Annotated in this window: 15 protein-coding genes; 7 read left to right on the top strand and 8 right to left on the bottom strand. The window is 46.9% G+C overall.

From position 1 onward, the window contains the following. Nucleotides 1-145 precede the first annotated feature (145 nt). Entirely contained in the window at nt 146-2,194 is a 2,049-nt protein-coding gene (locus tag E6W40_RS17620) for a methyl-accepting chemotaxis protein (protein WP_136606651.1), read from the top strand. A gap of 37 nt (nt 2,195-2,231) precedes the next feature. Here E6W40_RS17620 and E6W40_RS17615 read toward each other — a convergent pair whose 3' ends face one another. From E6W40_RS17615 to E6W40_RS17580, 8 genes are all read right to left on the bottom strand, one after another. Further along, nucleotides 2,232-3,455 carry an MFS transporter gene (locus E6W40_RS17615; RefSeq protein WP_136606650.1) on the bottom strand — a complete coding sequence of 408 codons (1,224 nt, stop codon included), beginning with the start codon at nt 3,453-3,455 and terminating at the stop codon, nt 2,232-2,234. Between the two features lie 132 nt (nt 3,456-3,587). Next, on the bottom strand, nt 3,588-4,433 hold the full coding sequence (locus E6W40_RS17610) for a carbohydrate ABC transporter permease (RefSeq protein WP_136606649.1): 846 nt from the start codon (nt 4,431-4,433) through the stop codon (nt 3,588-3,590). 27 nt (nt 4,434-4,460) lie between these two features. Continuing rightward, nucleotides 4,461-5,363, bottom strand: coding sequence for a carbohydrate ABC transporter permease (locus E6W40_RS17605; protein ID WP_136606648.1), 903 nt, complete (start codon nt 5,361-5,363; stop codon nt 4,461-4,463). 95 nt (nt 5,364-5,458) lie between these two features. Continuing rightward, nucleotides 5,459-6,835, bottom strand: coding sequence for an ABC transporter substrate-binding protein (locus E6W40_RS17600; RefSeq protein WP_136606647.1), 1,377 nt, complete (start codon nt 6,833-6,835; stop codon nt 5,459-5,461). Between the two features lie 310 nt (nt 6,836-7,145). Next, nucleotides 7,146-8,447 carry an extracellular solute-binding protein gene (locus tag E6W40_RS17595; protein ID WP_136606646.1) on the bottom strand — a complete coding sequence of 434 codons (1,302 nt, stop codon included), beginning with the start codon at nt 8,445-8,447 and terminating at the stop codon, nt 7,146-7,148. Between the two features lie 37 nt (nt 8,448-8,484). Next, on the bottom strand, nt 8,485-9,468 hold the full coding sequence (locus tag E6W40_RS17590; RefSeq protein ID WP_136606645.1) for a substrate-binding domain-containing protein: 984 nt from the start codon (nt 9,466-9,468) through the stop codon (nt 8,485-8,487). A 6-nt stretch (nt 9,469-9,474) separates the two neighbouring features. After that, on the bottom strand, nt 9,475-11,277 hold the full coding sequence (locus E6W40_RS17585; RefSeq protein ID WP_136606644.1) for a cache domain-containing sensor histidine kinase: 1,803 nt from the start codon (nt 11,275-11,277) through the stop codon (nt 9,475-9,477). Between the two features lie 5 nt (nt 11,278-11,282). Then, entirely contained in the window at nt 11,283-12,890 is a 1,608-nt protein-coding gene (locus E6W40_RS17580; RefSeq protein WP_136606643.1) for a response regulator transcription factor, read from the bottom strand. 196 nt (nt 12,891-13,086) lie between these two features. On the opposite strand from E6W40_RS17580, the gene E6W40_RS17575 reads away from it, so the two are divergent. The 6 genes from E6W40_RS17575 to E6W40_RS17550 all read left to right on the top strand — a co-directional run bounded on the left by E6W40_RS17575 (nt 13,087) and on the right by E6W40_RS17550 (nt 21,982). Next, entirely contained in the window at nt 13,087-14,097 is a 1,011-nt protein-coding gene (locus E6W40_RS17575) for a LacI family DNA-binding transcriptional regulator (RefSeq protein WP_136606642.1), read from the top strand. A 107-nt stretch (nt 14,098-14,204) separates the two neighbouring features. Further along, the gene (locus tag E6W40_RS17570; RefSeq protein WP_136606641.1) at nt 14,205-16,547 is read left to right on the top strand and encodes a glycoside hydrolase family 65 protein; all 2,343 of its coding nucleotides are present in this window, start codon (nt 14,205-14,207) and stop codon (nt 16,545-16,547) included. A gap of 25 nt (nt 16,548-16,572) precedes the next feature. Beyond that, complete coding sequence (locus E6W40_RS17565; RefSeq protein ID WP_136606640.1) at nt 16,573-17,889, top strand: ABC transporter substrate-binding protein; 1,317 nt, start codon at nt 16,573-16,575, stop codon at nt 17,887-17,889. Between the two features lie 107 nt (nt 17,890-17,996). Further along, nucleotides 17,997-18,893: a carbohydrate ABC transporter permease gene (locus E6W40_RS17560; RefSeq protein WP_136606639.1), complete on the top strand. Its 897-nt coding sequence runs from the start codon at nt 17,997-17,999 to the stop codon at nt 18,891-18,893. Nucleotides 18,894-18,907: 14 nt separating this feature from the next. Continuing rightward, nucleotides 18,908-19,747: a carbohydrate ABC transporter permease gene (locus E6W40_RS17555; protein WP_136606638.1), complete on the top strand. Its 840-nt coding sequence runs from the start codon at nt 18,908-18,910 to the stop codon at nt 19,745-19,747. 36 nt (nt 19,748-19,783) lie between these two features. Continuing rightward, nucleotides 19,784-21,982 carry an alpha-L-rhamnosidase-related protein gene (locus E6W40_RS17550; protein WP_136606637.1) on the top strand — a complete coding sequence of 733 codons (2,199 nt, stop codon included), beginning with the start codon at nt 19,784-19,786 and terminating at the stop codon, nt 21,980-21,982. Nucleotides 21,983-21,994 lie beyond the last annotated feature (12 nt).

The raw sequence follows: 21,994 nt of genomic DNA, 5'->3' as shown, positions 1-21,994 counted from the left end.
TTTAATCGATTTCGAATGAACGGATCGGTAAGAGAATAATTTCAAGAAAATGAAGAAGATAATCCATAGAGAGCGCCCGTAAAGACCGATATAGTAAGATTATACCATTTAAATAGACTGTACGGTAATATAGGGGGACTTGCCAATGCATGGGAAATCTATAAGAGAACCGTTCCGATGGAACCCGCTGCGGTCAATCGGAACGAAGATTGCGCTGATTATTGTCGCAGCCATCATTGCTTTTGTGGCGGTTACAGGCGTAGTATCTTATCAAATCTCCAAGAGAGCGTTAGAACGTGAAGTCACCAGTGCTTATCTGGAGACCGCTTTGCAAACGAGTCAGAAGCTCGATTTTCTGTACAATTCATTTAATAAGATTTTGCTGCAGATGATGGTCGACAAACCGATGCAGAATACAGTCCTTGAAATGTTAGATCAAAGGGATAATCCTGCTGAATATACGCAGCTTGCGGATACACTGGATACCATACTGCAATCGTACATGTTTTCAGATACTTATATTACTTCCATTGAAGTGCTGCAAACCGATGGGACGATCGTTCCAACGCTATCCGGACTCCTGGCGAGTAAAAATTACAGCAGTGAAGACTGGTTTAAGAAAATCATGGGGAGCGGCGGACAATCCGTTTGGATCGATCACAATCTGGATGGAAACCGGAATACGAATCCGACCATTACGCTGGGCAGAGTGATTTCCGGGGAAGGAGTATCCACCGGATATTGTGTCATTCTTATTGATATCGACCTGGCAGCCATTAAGGAACAGGTAGAGAATGTGCATATGGGTGACGGAGGCGCCATTCAGGTCATTAGCCCCCAGAACCAGATTATTTACAGTAACGCATCCTCACAGCTTGGTAAAAAGTCCGGTATTTCACTTCCTCCCGAAGGGATGAGCAATCCAAAGTATTCTTTTCTCACTCCGGATAAATCCAAACAGGTTGTGATGGCTAAATCAGAAACGAACGGATGGTTCACCATCGGAATGATTCCGGTGAGTGAGATGCTGAAGGATACAAAGCTGATTTTCCAAGCAACGCTGTGGGTGGTTGGCTGTGCGTTTATTCTGGCTATTCTGATGGGCTGGCTGGTGGCCAGAATGATTGGTAAACCGCTAAACAGTCTGCGGGAGCTGATGAAACAGGGGGCCGACGGCAACCTGCAGGTCAGAACCAATGCGTCATCGAAGGACGAAATCGGCCAGGTAGGCAGAAGCTTTGATGAAATGATGCTGCATTTAACCGATCTAGTGCATCATACAGGAGACTCTGCTGCTGAGATGCTGGCAATGGCTAGTGAACTTTCTCATGTATCCCTGAATACAGAAGAGACTGCAAAGGAAATTGCATCTGCCACCTCAGATATCGCCAAAGGCGGCGAAGGGCTGGCAAGCGATGCAGAGCATGGCAAACTGTTGGCGCAAAGGTCTAAGGAACAGACGGCAACCCTTGTCCAGACCAGCAGGGAAATGCAGAATCTTGCGGAGGATGTAAATGGAACCAGCCGTATGGGAACGGAGTATATGGACGAGCTGATTCAGAAAACCGGGGATATGGAGGAACGAATTAGCTCCATCACCGGCAAGGTTTCGAAGCTGCAGAAAAGCACGGAGTCTATTTCCGAGGTACTGGAAATGCTGACACAATTGATGAAGCAAACAAACGTATTGTCCCTGAATGCTACGATTGAAGCAGCCAGAGCGGGGAGTTATGGCAACGGCTTCAGAGTGGTGGCTGACGAAATACGTGCCCTGTCCGAGCAGGCCAAGCGGTCGGTAGATGCCGTTGGTCAGATCACAGAAGCCATTCAACAGGATATAGAGGAAACCGCCTTGGTGTTAAGTGATTCAAGCCCTATCTTTATGCAGCAAATCTCATCGGTGAAAAACGCCGACATGCTCTTTAATCAGGTAGGTTCGCAAATGGGTGAGCTGATGAGTCATTTAGCGCTTGTTAACAGTTCTATCCTTGATCTGGAGCAGTCCCAACTGCTGCTGTCAGATGCGATGATGGGTGTCAGTATCGTATCGGATCAATCACTGGCTACCTCTGAAGAAGTAGCATCACTCAGTAACGAACAGCTTGGCATCAGCACAGGTCTGGTTCATCTGTCCAAGAAGCTTCAAGTACTTTCCGGAGTGTTAAAAGACTCCCTGTCCCGGTTTAAGATTTAACTCCGGGCGGGAGTCTTTTTTTCGTTTATAAACCAATCTACACTGTCATTTGCTCGGTTTTACTGGAGTTAGGTGTTTGATTCATTTTACTGTTCTCACGTCCGGCAAGCCTCTGGAATACAGGGATAGCGACCAGGCACGCAATCGTGATCATCACGATGATACCGAAGGCCATGCCCCGCATTTCGGTCAGCGAAAAGGTCAGGCTTAGCAGCAGACAGCGTGTAAATACGAGAATACATTCTCTCCACACGAGAAAGGTTCGCTTGGTGGCGGGGCTCAGATGCTTGATATATTTGAACTGCTGCGCGTTCCATACGATAGAAAAGTAGAACATGCCGACGGAGGTAAAGACATTGGATGCGATCAGCATGATGGGATTGTGAAGAAGAGCGATCAGAAACCCGAAGGCAAGCAGCAGCGTCCCTATCCAAAGCCACTTCATTTCATTGAATTTGATACGGCGGTACAGCAAAAGTCCAAGCAGGGAAGACAGGGTATAGAGTAGATTCAATAATGAAATCCATAGTTTGTTCTGTGTGACGGAAAAGGTGAACAGAAGGGCGAACAAATTCTGAAACTGGAGAAAGATTCCGGCTGCAAGCAGCGAAAGCAGAACCCATTTGGCACCAGGATAGCCAAAGGCCGATCGGAAGCCTAAGGTATAGATAGGTTCACGTATCTCGATGGCCGAAGCCTGAGGGGGCAGATAGATCCGCGGCATTCTCGACGAATAGATAAGCATCACAATGATAAAGATCAACATTGTAATAAATGATCCCCTATAGCCAAAACCTTGGATGACCGCAGCAGAAAGGATGGGAACGGCCATATTCAGCGCCTGTGATGTAATATTAACAGCGGCAAAGTAGGGCGCGAGCTCGTTTTCCTTTCCCTGCATGGCGATTCCTAAGTTCTGCGAGGATTGGGAAAATCCGAACATCATGCCAACCGGAATCCCGAGCAGCGTGATCCAGAGCAGCCGGTTATCGAGATGAACGGTCATTAAATAGATGAACGCCAAGGCTCCGCATACAGCTGATATCGCAAGCAGCACCCGGATGGAATATCTGTTGATGAGCTTTGAGGCTAGCGCAAACGTCAACCCCCAGCATATGTACATGGACAGATTATAAAGGGAAACTTCACCGATTCCATGATTGGACTCCCATATATACAAATTAACGAAGATGGCGATATATATGGAGATGATCGAGCTGATGATGTTCATGATCAGCAGTTTTCGTATATCGTTTGACACGTTGCCCGCTCCCTTTTCATGATGGAGATAAATGTAAATTAAGCCCCGAAAAAACAATAACCTTAGCATGGATTCACCAGACTAAGGTTTGTTCAATATGATATTCATGGCTAGTAATCAGCCGTATTCCGGCTATTTCACGGCGCCTGCCGTAATTCCGCTGGCAATCTGCTTCTGGAAGAACATATACATAACCAGTATAGGAACGATCGTGATAAGTAGTCCTGCAAAGAGTGGACCCCATTCCGTACGGTATTGCATCTGTGCCTGCATCATAGCGATGCCGACAGGCAAGGTGTAGTGTACAGGATCATTCACCAGTATGGTTCCGATGATATATTCATTCCATATATTCAGAACATTGACGATGCCGACGGTGATCAGTCCAGGCTGGGAAAGAGGGAGCATAACTCTGAAAAATATTCCGTAGTATGATGCACCATCAATAGAAGCCGCTTCTTCTAATTCCTTAGGCAAGCTCTTGAAAAAACCAACCAATACGAAGATACCAAAGGCGATCAGGGTAGACGCATATACCAGAGTCAGACCAAAGGAAGAGTTCGTCAGGTGCATGGAATTTAACAAGAAGAATAAAGGAATCAATGCCAAGCTGAAAGGAATCATCATGGAAGAAATATACAGCAGGAAAAGCGCAGAGCTTCCTTTAAAAGGATAGCGTGCCAAAACATAAGCGGTTGAGGCTGCCAGAAACAATCCTAGCAGAGTCGAACCAAGGGTAACGACAACCGAATTCGTGAAGTACGTACCGAAGCTGAATTCGCTCCACACATAAGTAAAGTTACTCCAGAGCAGCGGGAAGTCCGGCAGCGACCATGGCATTTTCCGGAAAAATTGATCGTTGTTCTTAAGGGCATCCAGCAGCGTCCAAAGAAGCGGATAAAGAACGGAAATTCCCCATATCACTAGAATGGCATAGAATATGATTTTGATAATCGGGTTTGAAATGCCTGATTTCATAATTGGTTCCTCCTGGGCATTTGGAAATCAGCTGACCTCAATAGTTTCCTGATGCATTAATTTTTGCATGATAACGGTTGTAATGAGTGAAGCGATCAATATCAATACGCCGATAGCTGCACCATAACCGAAGTGGTACTGGCTAAACGCCATTTGATATAGGTAGGAACCCATGACCTGTGTCGAATTGTCGGGTCCGCCATTTGTCATAATCAAAACGATGACAAAGGATCCGTTTAGCGTTGTCATCATAATATTCAAAATAGATACTTTCATTTGCTCCCAGATCAGCGGCAGGGTGATGTAACGGAACTGTGTCCATTGACCTGCGCCTTCCAGACCCGATGCCTCATAATAGGATTCCGGAATGCTTTGAATGGCTGCGATCAGGAGAATCATATAAAAGCCGATCCCGGCCCAGATGGCCGGCGGCAGCAGCATCCAAATCGTATGATTCGTGAAGCCGAGCCAAGTAATGTCTACCTTATCCTTCGTAAACAAGGAGAGGAAAGAATTCAAAAATCCGATCTGAGGGTTATAAATGAAGTTCCAAAGTACGCCGATAACGACAACGGAAATAACATTCGGAATAAAAAAGATGGACCGAAAAAAATTCGAAAGCTTAAAGCGAAACCGGGTCAATGCTATGGCAAAAAAGGTTGCCAGAATCATAATGCCGATAATTTTCCCGATGACGAGGAAGTAATCATTGCCCATCGCGTTCCATACAATGGGGTCGTGAATCATTTCTTTGAAGTTGTCCAGACCGATAAACTTTTTGTTATCCGACGATCCGGACCAGTCAAACAATGAATAATACATCGCCTGTGCAACGGGATATATTGTAAACACGCAGAAGAACAGAAACGTAGGCAGTATGAAGGTTGCGATAAACAGGTTACGCTGCCACTTGGTTGTTCCCAATTTCATCCGGTTAAACCTGCCTTTCCAAAATAATTTAAGGAGGATGACCGAAGAGTATATCCTCGTCATCCTCCGTCTCTATCGTCTGTAGCTATTTATGATTATTTAGCTGCCTTTTTTGCTACTTCTACTACACGTTCAACCCATTGTTCTGGGGTGATTTTGCTGATAGTCAAAGCGTCGGTAGCATCCTGCATTGCTTTATCAACATCGGCGTTGAACGTGATGGCAGGTACAACGACAGTGTTAGCATCGGTCAGGTATTTAGCTGCGTCTTTAACATGGCTAGGCGCGTTGGAAGCACTGATATCGCCTTTGATGTTGGAAGGAGCGCCGCTAAGCTCTGCCCATTGGGAAGCTTGAGCTTTGGAGAATACGAATTGTAAGAATGCTTTTGCTGCATCTTTGTTTTTCGCATTTTTCGCAATAGCTACGTTAGCCGTGGAAGTGTTCGCAACGACTTTGCCGCCGGCATCTTGAGTAACCGAAGGAATGAAGCCGAAGGAGAATCCGCCTGGAATGTCTTTAGCCATTTCGTTTGGCAGCCAGAGGCCGTTCGGAATGAAAGCATCTTTATGCTGCAGGAACAGCATTTGGGAATCCGTATGGTTGATTTGGATGGAAGCTTTGTCAATGAACCCTTTATCGCGAAGCTCCACGATTTTTTTCAATGCTGTCAGCACGGCTGGTTGTTGGAACGCTTCGACTTTGGAAGCAGCCATGTCCTGAAGGATTGAAATGTCGTTGTTATTAGCAGAAACGATAGCCGGATACAGAATAGCACCGTTGATGTAATAAGGATATTTACCTGTATGGATGAAAGGTGTCGTTCCGGCGGCTTTGATCTTATCGCTCACAGCCAGGAAGGACTGCCAGTCGGTTGGCTCTTCCCATCCTTTTTCTTGAAAGAGTGCCTTATCCCAAAATACGCCCCAAGAGTTTAGTACGAGAGGGATGTCAAACACCTTACCGTCAAACTCCTGAGCAGGTTGTGCCAGAATATCCGTGATTTTCTCACCATCGATATTTTTGGCATCCTTCAGCCAGTCGGTCAGATCTTCGAGCTGTCCGTCTTCAACCATTTGGCGGTCGTTCAAGTTAGGTCCGTCGATGTATACGAAATCCGGCGGATTGCCTCCAACCCAGCGGGGCTTCATTTGATCGTTGATTTTAGGGCCGCCGCTTTCTTTGATCTTCAGATCCGGGTTTGCAGCTTGGAAATCAGCGATGACTTTCTTCCACCATTTGTCGCCGTAACCGCCAACAAAGTACTGGATTTCAAAATCACCTGTCAGTTTCTTCGCGCCGTCGTCAGTTGCTGTTTTCGTTCCTTCATCCGTTGTTTTAGCCGGTTCTTCTGATTTTGCGGGTTCCGGTTGTTTGGTAGCTTCGTCTTTGGAACTTCCGCAGCCTGCAAGTGGAGCTACAGCCAACAAAGCCGCAATACCCAGCGCAGCCAATCTTGTTTTTGAAACCATAAAGGCTAACCTCCCTTAGATAATGTTCAACGCTATATTTGTCTACTGTCTTGAATTACAGCGCCTACATTTATCATAGTGAGACTGGACGTGCGGCTCCATCGAAATTCTTCCACGAATTCTTTGTTATTTTCTTTTCTCGAAAATTTTCCGTATAAATCTACTCATAACTTATTCGGGACAATCCAAAATAGAAGGGATGCTGAAAAAAGCTCGTAAGAACACGAAAAAAGAGCCGGACGTTTGTCCGGCTCTTTTAGAGATTCATGAAGAATGCAGCGTATGAAGAACGGTCGATAGATGCCTTTCCTTACTGCCGATGATGGCTTTTAATCTCCTGCTGCTCCTCTTCGGCAAACTTCTGAAGCTGATCCAACGCCTGCTGGGGCGAAACATGATCATGGAGGACCGCATCTCCCATTTTCCGTGCCGTATCCATCACGGCTTGCCATTCGGGCTGTTGGATTGGATAGTAGCTCGCGCTTCGCAAAGCGGCTAAATCTGCCTTCATATCCATATTGGCTGATCCCAAACGCTCGCCCGTAAGCTGAGTTACAGGCAAGAAGCCTTCTTGCTGGATAATTTCCTCATAGATCGGGCTGGAGTACAGATAGTCCAGAAATTTGGAAAGGGCCTGCTTGTTCGTATGATCGGTTTTGAAGGAAACCAACGTGTCTTGGACACCAAAATTAATCGGCTTGACCCCATCCTTTACGGGGATCGGTCCTTTATCGTATTCTAAATCCGGAAATTCACGGGGAACGACCAAATTGAAATAATTACCCGAGATCATCATCCCAAGCTTCCCGTCACCAAGCACGCGCTGCTTCTCGTCCCGGGTGGTCACTGTTGGATCGGAATCGGTTAAGCCTTCAACATACATGTCCCTTAGGAAAGTCAGTCCTTCCACATTTTCAGGCGAATTGATGGTCCACTTTCCGTCTTTGATCCAGCCGCCGCCTGCGCCGAGGAAAAAGTATGAGAGATAGGCCTGGATTTCATTGTCGGTCAAATCAACCCCAAAGCCACGGGCCTTGCCGGTCTTTTTGATTTTGCCGGCATCCACTTTAAGCTCGGACCATGTTTTCGGAGATGAGGCAATGCCCGCTTCACGGAAGAGTTCCTTATTGTAATACAGCTTTCGGGTCGAAGATACATAAGGAATGGCATACTGCTTTCCGTTCCAGCTGTCCAGCTTCAGCAGATCAGGATAAAACTTGTTCTTCAACTCGGGTGAGATGATATCATCCATGTCATTCAGCAGACCATCATTGGCGAAATGAGTGTAGACATTCGTATTGAGGAGATCCGGCGGCTGATTTTTGCTGATCATGGTGGTATAGATGATATCGAGAATATCCCAGTTCGCAACCTGAAGGTTAATCACGATATCCGGATTTTTAAGCATGAAGTCCTGTACCAGATTTTCGAGCAGTGGTCTGGTTTGCGAGCTGTATTCCGATGCCACAAAGTTAATGAGCGCCGGCGGATCCTCTTTTGGCTTCACTGTTTGTTTAGATTGATCCGTGCTTGAGCAGGAGAGGAGCATTGGTGGTATGACCAAGAGGAAGAAGGATAACTTTGCCAGGCTGGTTAGCAGGCGGGAGTTCATCTGGCTCACACCCCTTTCTTTTAGGATCCATGGATGGTTATTTATCGATAAAAGGGAATAACAGCTTTTGATTTTCCTGAGAATACATATTTTCCTTCGTAACAACGATCGAGTTCGTGTAGGTTACCGGCTTGACCCTTTTTCCGTCCAGAAGATCCAGCACGGTCTGTACTCCCAAATAACCGATGTTGAACGGCTGCTGTACTATGGTCGCATTCAGCGTATTTTCCTCCAGCAGGCGAATCTCATAAATAGATGTATCGAAGCCAATGAGCTTGACAAGACCGGTTTTATTGGCATCTTTAATGGCTTTGGCAGCTCCCAGTGCCGCCGATTCGTTCAGGGCGATAATCGCGTTCAGATCACTATGATCTTTCATCATCATTTTGGCAATCATATAGGCGCGTTCCTCGGAATCTGAGCAGTAATAAGTGCCGTATACGCTTTCAGTATAGGGGAGAAGAGCCTTGTGGACACCTTTTTCCCTCTCCTTGGATACACCCGAAGTGACGAAATCACTGATGATGACCGATTTAGGATGGTTTGCGGTCTGCTCTAGCGTCACTTTTCCTGCCTGCATGCCTGCAGCAATATGGTCATTGGAGACTATGGCCGGGGCGGCGTTCAGACTAACCGGTGTATCAATGATGACCAGCGGTATTTTGGCCTCTTGAATCTTATTTAATTCCGTTGTGACCCGGTCATCATTGATCGGTGCGATCACGACAGCCTGCGGTTTTCGCTCCAGAACCTCTTCCAAAAGCCTGATTTGTGCTTCGATATCGGTTTCCTGAAGCGGGCCGGTAATCGTAATTTCTGCTCCGGATACCTTGGCAGCCGCTTCGGCCCCGGCACTTACGGTCTGCCAAAAATCCGAATGGATATTATGCTCCTTAAGGATCACTGTGATATTGCGCTCCTGCTCCGGAGTCGGGATAAACAGCTTGAAGTACAAAATGATATAGACAACAGATGCAATAAAAATGATTGTCATGAGTAGAGTGGCACGTTGTATTCGCATAGGCTGCTACTCCTTTATTTTCGGAATGGTGATGGTCACGGTCGTACCCTCTTCCGGCTCGCTCTGGATTTGAATACCATACATGCTGCCAAAGAACAGCTTGACCCTCTCGTTCACGTTACCGATTCCGATTCCGCTTGTCGTCTTCGTTCTGTGCTCTTTGTCATGTATCGTCCAGATGCCTTCCAGCTGTTCCGGAGTCATGCCCATGCCGTCATCCTCGACTTCAAAAATGATAACCTGATCCTTCTCGCACCCGCGAATCGTAATTTTACCCGGTTCCGCCTTATTGCGCACGCCATGGTAAATCGCGTTTTCCACAAATGGCTGCAAAAGGATTTTCAGGGTCTTGTAATGCATAATATCTTCAGAAATATCGATCTCGTATTCAAGCTGCTCGTCATACCTGATTTTCTGAATCAAAAGATAGTTGGTGATATGCTCCACTTCCACCCGGATGGGAACAAGCTCCTTATCCTTGGTAATGCTTGCACGGAAAAGCTTTGCCAAAGCCGAAGTCATCAGTACGACTTCTTCATTCTTTTTCTGTTCGCCCATCCAGATGATCGAGTCGAGTGTATTGTACAGGAAATGGGGATTGATCTGAGATTGGAGGAGCATAAGCTCGCTTTTTCTTTTGCTTTCCTGATTGTTGATGATCTCCTGCATCAAATTCTTGATCTGCGCGAGCATCAAATTGAAAGAACGTCCGAGCTGGCCGATTTCGTTAATGGGTTCAATATTGGTCCGGACATCGAAATTGCCTCGTTCAACCTTCTTCATATCACGCTGCAATATCCGCAAAGGCTTGGACATGCGGTACGATAGGAACAGTGATAATAAAAGTGAAAAAAGGATACCGATAATGGCGTACATTACAATCGAATTGCGGATCGTGCCTTCATTGGCAATCAAGTCTTCCGTATAAGCAACGCCAACAATTTTCCAGCCGAAATTCGTGTCTTGGACAGAATAAATGCGTTTGCCTTTATCATCATCGACGGTAAAAGAGGTGCCGCTCTTGGCCGCAGCCGCCCTCGAAATCTGTTCAGAACGTAAATTACTGTATATTAGCTGCTGCTGCGGATGATAAACAATATTGCCGTTGTTGTCGACGATAAAGACATAACCCTTTTTGCCCATATTGATCTGGTTGCAAATGTCGTTGATGATGCTAAGGTTCAAATCGACGAGAAAGATACCTTCACCGCGGATCCCGTCCGTGCTTTTCAGCTCCCGGCTCAGGGATACGACCCAGCGGTACTCATTTTGGATAATGTTTTGGACATGCGGAGGAGAGATGACCGATTGGCCGCCCTTGCTCTTCGCTTCCTTGTACCAGGACTGCTCTTCGAGCTTAGTGTACGGATTAAGGAGGGTGATCCTTCGATCCGAAACGGAAAAGCCGTTATAACCGAAGACCATAATAGCCGAGATGTCCTTGCGCGAATATAGGATGGCCTGGAATAAGTCCGAGATCCGTTTCTCGTAAGGCCTGCGGTCGCTTTTGCTGATAAAGCTGTTGTTTGAAATATAGTATTTGACGTCTTTATTGGTCATCGCCAGAATACTGATATTTTCCATGTTGTCGATGTAGGACTGAATATTGGAATTAACCTGCTTGATAATTTCCTGCACATAGCTTTGAGAATTTGTTTCAACCGCATCAACGGATAAATGATAGCTGTTCAAACTGATGACCATGACCGTAACCAGAATAAGACAGGAGAAAGTAAAAAAAATGCTCGACTGAATGCTCTTGAACGGCAGGAAGGGAATGAAGGAGGCTCGTTTTTTATATTTGGACATCAGGCTCAGCTCTCCTTGGCGTGCCGGTCACGGTACTCCCTTGGTGTCATGCCGGCATGCTTTTTGAACAGAATGCTGAAATAATTCGGGTCCCCGTAGCCGACCTTCCCGGCAATTTCGTAAAACTTCATGGTTGTGTGCTGGAGCATTTCCTTGGCCTTCTCCATCCGGATCCGGGTCAGATATTCGACAAAGGTTTCGCCGGTATGCTGCTTGAACACCAGACTGAAATAGCTGGTACTCATCAACACATGGCGGCATAGATCCTGCAGCGACATTTTTTCTTCAGCATAATGGGTTTCGATATATTCAACCGCTCTGCGGATTTGTGTCAGGGTGTAGTGGTTGCGGTTATCCGCGATGGATGTCATGACGGAGGATACCGTCTCTTCAAGCCAAACTTCGATCTCGTCCAAGGTCTTGAATTTATACACATCAGTCAGTTGGATCTGGCGACTGCCCTCAAGACCCAGCTCCCGTGTCGTATTCATCAGTGAAAGGATCACCTTCTGAATATGCAAAAGACAGGAGTCGAGCGGCGCCATGCTTTCTTTTAGATCCGCTACAAATTCATGAATGAGCTGATGAACCTCCTGCACGGAGCCAGTCTTGACCACGGAGGCCAATTGCCGGTCCCAATCGCTCCGGGAATGGTTCTCAAATGCCGGCCTGCCTTCAAAGTCCAAAATGCTGAGCACGCGGTTTTTGCCAAGCAAAAAACGGTAATCCAGCGCGGAAAGGGCGCTTCGATATGAAAGTGGCAGCTCCTCAGCCGACCTGCAGGCTTGTCCGACACCGATACTGACGGTGAATTTTAAAAATTTATCGATATAAAACCGGGCTTCTTCAGCAATTTGATAGGATCGCTCGTAGAGAGCGCTTTCCTCTGCCTCACCGGAGAACACCAAAACCAGCCGCTCTTCCCGTGTCCGAAAAAGCAGCAAATTCTCACGGATGGCTATTTCCTCGAAAACATTAAATGCGGCATAGCGCAGAATTTCGGTATCATGTCCGGTATCGGTCCGGATGGTTCGCATGCCGAAATCATCGATATCTGCCACCATCACGAGCTGAAGCGGAGAAAGCGGGGCGAGACCGAAATATTGAAAACGTTCTTCGATCTCTGAAGTCCTGAGGCCATTCACGACAAGCCGCTCCAAAAAGCGCTCCTTAAGCAGTGGCAGACTTTGCTTCAGCTGATGGTACAGACGGCTTAAGTCCTCATGCTGCTGGGCTACCTCGTCCATTTCACGCTTGACCTTGTGCAGCAAATCTCTCATTTCATGAGCCGTAATCGGTTTCAAAATGAAATCGGACACCTTCAGCCGGATGGCCTGCTGTGCATATTCAAACTCATCAAAGCCGGTAAGGATAATCATCTTCACATATGGATATTTTCTCGACACGGCGGCAGCGAGCTCCAGACCATCCATAAACGGCATGGATATATCGGATATGATCACATCCGGTACCATATGTTCCATGACATCGAGCGCTTCGCGTCCATTCGCATAGTCTCCGATGAGCTCAAAGCCATGCTCCTGCCAGTTGATCGTTCTTTTTAACCCATCCCGGACAACCGCTTCATCATCGACGATAAAAACCTTGTACATCGGTGTCCCCCCTTGTCTATTTGCGATTTCGTAAGGCTTCATCTGGAATAATTATACTTTAAAAGGAGATTTGTGAATACTGGATTTCTCAGCTATACCATGCTTGCATTTTCAATTTTGACAGGATATCGGCACTATGATTTAATATGTGAATATGTGATCAATGCACAAATTCTGAATACAGGAGGTGAACCTCATGACAACCATCAAAGATGTGGCAAAGCATGCGAATGTATCGACTACCGTCGTTTCCAAAGCATTAAACGGATATACCGATGTAAGTGAAGAGACAAGGAAGAAAGTGCTGAGGGCCGTTGAGGAGCTGAACTATTCTCCGAATATGCTGGCCAAAAATCTGAAGCAAAAGGTAACAAAATCCATTGCACTTATATTCTCTAATTTTGAGTATTCCAACGGCAAAGATGGCGTTTTGTTCAAGATGATGACGGGGATTTTTGAGGCGGCGTCACATTACAATTATGAAGTATTGCTCTACACCCGCAGCTTGTCTGAACAGCAGGATAAATCCTACTGGCAGTTCTGCAAAGAGCATAAGGTATCCGGAGCCGTCATTACCGGGTTAAAGACGACAGATCCGTATTTTCTGGAAATCGTGGACAGCAATTTTCCTTGCGTCGTTATTGATGCGGATATTACCGGGACTCATACCGGCTCCATAATGACTGATAACGTTGAAGCGGCAAAATGCGCCGTAAAGCATTTGATCAACCATGGTCACCGCCATATCGGTATGGTGAACGGACACAACTATGCAGTTGTAAGTAAGGAGCGTCAGGAAGGATACCGTCAGGCACTGGAACAAAGCGGCATAGCTTACGATTCATCTCTTGTCGTGAATGGTGATTATACCGAGGAATATGCTTATGAATTGACTGAAACCTATCTGCAGGCCCATCCAGAGATGACGGCTGTTTTTTTTGCCAGTGATTTGATGGCGATCGGATTCATGAGCAGGTGTCGTGAACTTCATATTCATGTTCCTGAGAAATTATCTATCGTCGGCTTCGATGACATCGTTTTATCCAGCTATACAACTCCAAGGCTTACAACCATTCATCAGGATTTTCAACACATGGCTTTTATGGCTTTCGAGCAGGTTATTCGTATCCTTGAAAAGAAGGAAGCAGGACGGCATCAGAGAATTTCCTATCAGCTGGTTGACAGGGAATCTGTGGCGATGCTATAATCTCACCGGAAGCGCTTTCAGAATAAGTGAATATTTTTTTGAGGGATTCGAAATCGATTTCGATTTAATGGGATCAAGGCTTTAGACACAGACAGGAGTTGAGACACATGCTTAGCTACAATGCCATACAGAGGTCCGAACTGGAGCAGTGGAGCTTTACGGAGACGGAATTTAATTCACTGGCTCAAGGCAAATGCGAATCGGTCATGTCCCTTGGCAATGGATATATGGGCCTTCGTTCGGCAACAGAGGAAGCCTATATAGGGGCAACCCGGAATTTGTTTGTGAACGGAACGTTCAACAGATTTGACGAATTGGAGGTAACGGAGCTTCCGAATGCAGCAGATGTGACGCAGGTGGAACTGTTCATTGACGGGCAGCGGTTCTCCCTGGAGACCGGAAATGTCACCGATTATAACCGCACACTGAATCTGCGTGATGCCGAGCTGATCCGTACCTTCGTATGGAGGAGTGATAAGGGAAAGAGAATCCAATTTGAGTTCAGGCGTTTTGTCTCAAAGCATGATCTTCATCTGATTGGAATAAAGCTTCAGGTCACACCGCTGGATGAAGGTATAACGCTCCGCCTGGCATCTGGTATTAATGCACAGATGAGCAACTCGGGCAGCCAGCATTTTCATGAAGGCGAAAAGCGCATATTTAATAAAAAATATCTCCAGCTGGTTCAGACGACGACGGAATCCAAGGTTGATTTTGTTCTGAGCGCCCTGCATCAGTTCTGGATTGACGGATGCCAAGCTGATCTGGAACCGCAAATGGAGATTGAACGCCGCAAGATGGAAATGGCATACACCATGGAACTGAAGGCCGGGCAGACACTTGAGATGCACAAGCTGGTCCAGGTTCATACCAGCCGCGATTCGGATTCCCATGCATCTGCAAATCTCGAAAGTCTTCGCAGCTGTTCGCTGGAAGCGCTTAAGCAGGCAGAAGCGGCGGGGTATGACAGGTTGTTTGAACAGCATCAGCAGGAATGGGCGGCAATATGGGACAGATACAGCTTTGAGATTGATTCCACGAACCGCTTTGATTTGCTGGCCCTCAGATTCGCCATCTATCATTTGATGGTGATGACTCCGGTACATGATCACCGTATGGGAATCGGAGCCAAGGGGCTCAGCGGCGAAGGTTATAAAGGGCATTCCTTCTGGGACACCGAGATCTTTATCCTTCCATTCTTTATTTACAGTGAGCCGAAAATTGCTAGATCGCTCCTTGAATACAGATATCTTGGTCTTGAGGGTGCGAGAAGGAAGGCAAAGGAGAACGGATTTGAAGGAGCAATGTATCCTTGGGAAGTGGCCTGGCCAAGCGATGGAGAAGTGACACCCGTATGGGGTGCTGTAGATATCGTTACAGGTAAACAGACCAAGATATGGTCAGGTTTTATCGAACAGCATATCACATCTGATATTGCGTATGCAGTATGGCATTATTATCAGGCTAGCGGGGATCAGAGTTTCATGGATGAATGCGGTTACGAGATGATCTTCGATACGGCTACCTTCTGGGCCAGCCGTTTGGAATGGAATGAAGAGGCTTCCAGATATGAGATCAACGAGGTTATCGGTCCGGATGAATACAAGGAGCATGTGGACAACAATGCGTTTACAAATTATATGGCGCATTTTAATATGCAGCTAGCGCTCCACTATTATGATGAGCTGAAGACCCGTAATCCAGAGCTGCTTAGCCGCTTGGATTCCATACTCAATCTGGCGCATTCTTCACAAGAATGGCAGGAGAAGGCGGATGCGATTTACCTTCCGAAGCCGGATGAACGGGGAATTATTGCTCAGGATGACAACTATCTGCAGAAGCAGCTTCTTGATCTGACACCGTATAAATCGCAGAGCAAGGTCGGATCGTTATTCCAGGACTACAGTCTTGATCAGGTTAATGAAATGCAGGTATCCAAGCAGGCTGACATTCTGATGTTGTTTTATCTGCTGGAGAACCGGTTTGCACCCGAACTGAAGCGGGCGAATTATGATTATTACGAACCCAAAACGCTGCATGATTCCTCATTATCTTTTTCGACACACAGTATTCTGGCAAGCGATTTTGATGATAAAAGATTGGCGTATGAGCTTTTCCGCAGGGCTACCGAAATCGATTTGGGACCGCATGAGCACTCATCAGATGCTGGCGTTCATGCCGCTTCCCTCGGCGGGATTTGGCAATGCGTTGTTATGGGATTCGCAGGCGTACGAATGCTGGATGGAGAGCTTCACCTTCATCCGAGAATGCCTGAATCATGGCATCGGCTCGCCTTTCCACTGTATTGGAAGGGATCGAAGCTGGAGTGTATCATCACGAAGAATCAGCTGGAGATCAAAACCGATTGCACAGACGAAGTACATCTTGTCATTTATGGAAAAAAGGTGAGTTTTACCGGGCAGCTGCAATTTGAAATGATACACATTTAATTATCATTCGGGGAGGTCAATTTTTATGAAAAAATGGTCTGCAGGTCTCGCATTTATTTTAATGTTCAGCGTGGTGCTGAGCGCATGTTCATCCGGAACTTCCAAAGAAGCCGGCTCTGGCAAGGATGACAAAAATGATGGTGGTACTGATAAAGTCGTTGAATTGAAATTTACGACTTGGGGAGAGCTCACAGCCGATTCAGTAGAGAAAAAGCTGGCTGATCAATTTAATGACTCCCATCCCAATATCAAGGTTACCTTTGAGCCGGTACCAGGTGACGGTTACGGAACAAAGCTGACGACATCGCTCGCAGCAGGCCAGGCACCTGATGTCTTCCTGATCGGCGAAGGCGATTACTTCAAATATGTTGATAAGGGCGTTGTTGAGCCATTAGACGATTACTTAAAATCAGACAGTTCATTCAAGACGGATATCTTCCAGCCTGATCTGATTAATATGGGCAAGATCAATGATAAGCTCTACTATCTGCCAAAAGACTTTAACCCGCTTGCTCTCTGGTATAACAAGCGGATGTTCGATGAGGCGAAAATCCCTTATCCGGATGCTAAATGGACTTGGGATGATATGATCAGCGCGGCGAAGAAGCTGACCAAGAAGGATGATAAAGGCAAGGTTAAGGAATTCGGCTTCAATGCGACGAAATGGGAATATCCAATCTACATTTATCTGTGGCTGAATGGTACGGATATCGGTAATGAGGATGGAACAAAAGCGGAAGGCTTCATGAACAGTGACAAAACGGTTGCAGCGATGGAGAAATATGTGGCGATGACAAAGGGAGATGACCGCGTATCTCCAACTCCGCAGGATACCGAGACGCTTGGCGGGGATTCCTCCATGTTCATGACGGATAAGCTGGCCATGATGGTTACGGGACGCTGGGTTAAGGGTGATCTCGATAAGTCGGATGTACAGTACGGATCAGCTCTCATTCCTACGGGTGAGGGAGGCGAGCGCGCCAGCATTATCGCAGCAGCCGGCTGGGCTATGAATGCCAACGGCAAGCATAAGAAGGAAGCCTTTGAGCTGATGAAATGGTTGTCCGGCACTGAAGCACAGAAGGCCCGTTCCGAAAAAGGTCAAGTGCTGCCTGCTACCGTTGCTGAGCTTGATCAAGTGAAGAGCAAGGAAGTCGTCGACAAGCCTGTCATCGAGATGATGGATTATGCGAAAAAACCGATTTCCATGCGTTCTGCCAATGCTCCAATCTTTACAGAAGAATTCAATAAAGCGATTGAAAAAGTACTGCTCGATAAATCCACGGTCAAGGATGCATTGGATGAAGCAGCTAAAACAGTAGATAGCAAAATTAAGAAATAGGGCGGCAGGGTGAAGCGGCGGTAAAACCGTTTCACCCTTTGCGCTACTTTGGATGAGGCGGTCCGTATCTGGACCGTTACTGCATCTGTACAGTCAAGGAGGTCTCCATGCGAAATTCACGATCAGAGAGAGCTGGCTACTTATTCATTCTTCCTTGGTTTCTCGGATTATTAATATTTACACTAGGACCGATGCTGTTTTCTCTTGTACTCTCCTTCAGCAAATGGGACATCATCACGGGGATTGGCTCCATCGAGTTTGTAGGACTGGATAATTTCAAGGCGATTTTTCATGATGAGTTATTCTACCAATCGCTTAAAGTCACGTTTATCTTTGCACTGGTGTCGGTGCCGCTGTACCAAGTCGTTTCGATTCTGATTGCATTACTGCTTAATATGCGCACGCGGGGTATGAAGATTTTCAGAATGATTTATTTTATGCCTTCCGTTATCCCAGCCGTGGCCGTTTCCATGATGTGGATCATGATTTTTAATCCGGAGTATGGCATCCTGAACCGTGCGCTGGAATGGTTCGGCATCGACGGGCCAGCATGGCTGCAGGATCCAAGCTATGCGCTCGGGGCATTAATCGTTATGGGAATTTGGGGCGTGGGCAATACCATCATCATATATTTGTCCGGTCTCCAAGGCGTTCCGGATGAGCTGTATGAGGCAGCTCAGCTCGACGGTGCGGGTCCGATCCGGCGATTTATGAGCGTAACCGTGCCAATGATTTCGCCGACGATCTTTTTCAACCTCATCATGGGGATTATCGGCGGGTTTCAATACTTCACGCAGGCCTTTGTTATGACCAACGGTGGGCCGCTGAATTCAACACTCTTTTATAACCTGTATTTGTACAACAAGGCGTTCGTGAGCTATGAAATGGGTTATGCCTCGGCATTATCCTGGATATTGTTCGCTATCATCATGATCTTCACCCTCATTGTCATCCGCAGCTCTTCCATGTGGGTCTACTACAATGGCGATGATGAACGAGACTAAGGAGGGGAAACGCTATGCATACCATACATCATAAGTGGAGTTTGGCACGGATCATTACACTTCTTCTATTGCTTACGGGGGCCGCGATTGTTCTTGTTCCACTGCTCTGGACGGTGTCTACCTCGCTGAAATCACCGGCGGAAGTGTTCCAGGACTCTTTCATTCCGAAGATATGGCACTGGGATAACTATAAAAATGCGGTTACAGCCGTTCCATTTTTTCTGTTCCTTAAAAATACGGTGTTGATCCTCATTCCGGTCATGATCGGAACGGTGTTTTCTTCAGCGCTGTGCGGTTACGGTTTTGCTCGTTTCAAATTTAGAGGGAAGAAGTTTTTGTTCCTGGTCCTGCTCGCGACAATGATGCTGCCAGGACAGGTCACCATGATCCCGATGTTTATCATGTTCAAGGAAGTCGGCTGGGTGGACACCTTCTTGCCGCTGATCATTCCGGCGTTCTTTGGGGGAGGGGCATTTAACATCTTCCTGATCCGTCAGTTCATGCGCGGCATTCCTAAGGACCTCGATGAAGCAGCATTCATGGATGGGGCATCTCGCTGGAGCATCTTCACACGGATAATGCTGCCGCTGAGCAAGCCTCCGCTGATTGCGGTTTCCATCTTTACCTTTATGGGTGTGTGGAATGACTTCCAGGGACCGCTCATTTATCTGAATACGAATACAAAGTATACACTTGCACTCGGCTTATCCATGTTCAAGGGCTTGTACAATGTGGAATGGAATATGTTGATGGCGGCAACGGTGCTGATTATGCTCCCGGCCATTATCGTATTTTTCTTCCTACAGAAATACTTTATCGAAGGTATTTCCTTGTCGTCAGCCATGAAGGGATAGGCTGTGAAATGATTACGGAGAGAAGAGGGGAATTTGATGAAGCAGGTGAGCAGCAGACATCCGTTTCCGGTTTATTTAACGTCAGGAGAATATATCAAAACCATCGGGACGCAGGATGGATATTTCCCGGATTTCGGGCATCATCTTGCAGGAGAAATGGGCGGTATTTGGCTTCATCCGATCAAGCTGCTGGACGGCTTCTGGCTTCGGGTAAAAGATAAAAAACGTGATATTTCCGTGTGGGCAAAAGCCGATGAATTCATTAATTACGCGTGGGGAAGTGAATTCCGCTACGACCATGGCCTCGGGCATATTCCGATTTCGATTAAACGAACCCAGTTTGCACCGGAGCTTGAAAAGGGCATGGTCGTACGCTACGAACTTCATAACTATTCGGATCAGCCTACGGAGCTTGAGCTTGAACTGCTTTGCCGAACCGACCTCCGGCCTGTATGGTTTTCAGAGGAAATCGGAATTCAGGACGGGCAGAAGGATAGCCTTGTAGCGGCATCCGATTGGACCGGAATGGCTAAAGACAGTGGAAATGAATGGTACGTTATGGTTGGAGCAGATATGCCTGGTGTCACGGGGCAGCAGCTGAACTCGGGGGATGATCTGATTGGACCGGAATGGACAGCGGGCAAAGGAACGGGGCTATCAATCACATCAGAGATAACACTTGCACCAGGTACGGTGTACACATTTTATATTTATATTGCCGGATCTTATACCTCAAGGGATGATTGTGAAGCCACGTATGCCCGATTGCAGAGCCATGAACAGCTGTTCGCCGAAAAGATGGAGAAGTACGAGCAAGTTGACTCGATGTCCCATTTTGAGGTGGAAGGCGAGAGTCGGCTCAATGATATTTTCAGTTGGGTAAAATGGAACACCCAGTGGCTCGTACAGCGTGTGGACTTTATTGGAAGGGGGCTGACCGCTGGTTCACCGCATTATCCTTGGTGGTTTGGCTGTGACAACTCTTATTCCATTCAAGGGCTGATGGCTATCGGGGATTTCCAGCTTGCGAAAGATACCGTGGATATTCTGCGCAGGATGTCTTGGGAAACCAACGGCAACGGGAGGATTGTCCATGAAATTACGACGATGGGTGCCGTAGCGAATCCTGGAAACACGCAGGAAACGGCTCATTTTATTGCATTGATCTGGGATATGTTCTGCTGGACGGGAGATATCGCCTTTTTGCAGGAAAATTACCAGATTTGCGTCAAAGGTTTTGACTGGCTGCTTCAGGAAATGGATCCGGACCAGGATTTATTCCCTTCGGGCTACGGCATCATCGAAATCTCCGGACTTAACATGGAATTGATTGACTCCGCAGTATATACGGCACAAGCAGCAGGGGCATTATCTCAAATGAGCCGGACGCTCGGGGATACAGGGAATGCTGATGAATATGAAGCACTCGCAAACCGGATGAAAACAGCAATTAACGATATGTACTGGTTAGAAGGCGAAGGCCTCTTCGCTGATGCGGTCGCTCCGAAAAAGGATATTATTCCGAAGGTGGATCACCTGGTCCGTATTGCTGAAAAACATGGTATTTCGGGATATCGTGAGTATTTGGAAGGGCTGCTCGGCGGTCATGAAGATGAGAATGCTGACCGCGGCTGGCTTCTCAACAAAAACTGGGTCATCGTGACTCCGATGGAAACGGGAATTGCTGACAAAGAGAAGGGAAGACGTGCTCTGGAGCGGATGCGCACCGGTGAGTTTATCGGAAATTACGGCACGTATTTATCCGGGTTATACCAGAATGAGATCATGACGATCTCTACAGGAGTGCATGCCGCCGCGGAGGCTGCTTACGGCAATGCGGATGCAGCTCTGGATTTGCTGCAGCGGATGATGGACACATTCTCCATGGCTTTGCCAGGTTCCATGAACGAAATGTCACCGGATTATGGCTGTGCAGTGCAGGCTTGGACGGTGTACGCGATGGCGGTTCCGCTCATTCGTCATTTTATAGGGATCAAGCCGATGGCACATATGCGTACGCTGCATATTGCACCGCTGATCCCAACGGAATGGGAAGGCAAAAAAATTGCGTTAAAACATATGCGGATCGGAGACGCAACGGTTGATATTATGCTGTTGTGTAATCAGGGAACGCTGCAGGCGGATATCATCAATTCATCCGGATACAAGATTGTTCTGGAGTGGAATGGTCACACTTATATATCGGAAGAGACGCAGATGTCGATTACGCTGTAAAGCCTAGATGTG

The organism is Paenibacillus dokdonensis (genome assembly GCF_004916975.1).
Classification (GTDB): Bacteria; Bacillota; Bacilli; order Paenibacillales; family Paenibacillaceae; genus Paenibacillus_AQ; species Paenibacillus_AQ dokdonensis.
This window is presented reverse-complemented; position numbering and strand designations above follow the sequence as displayed.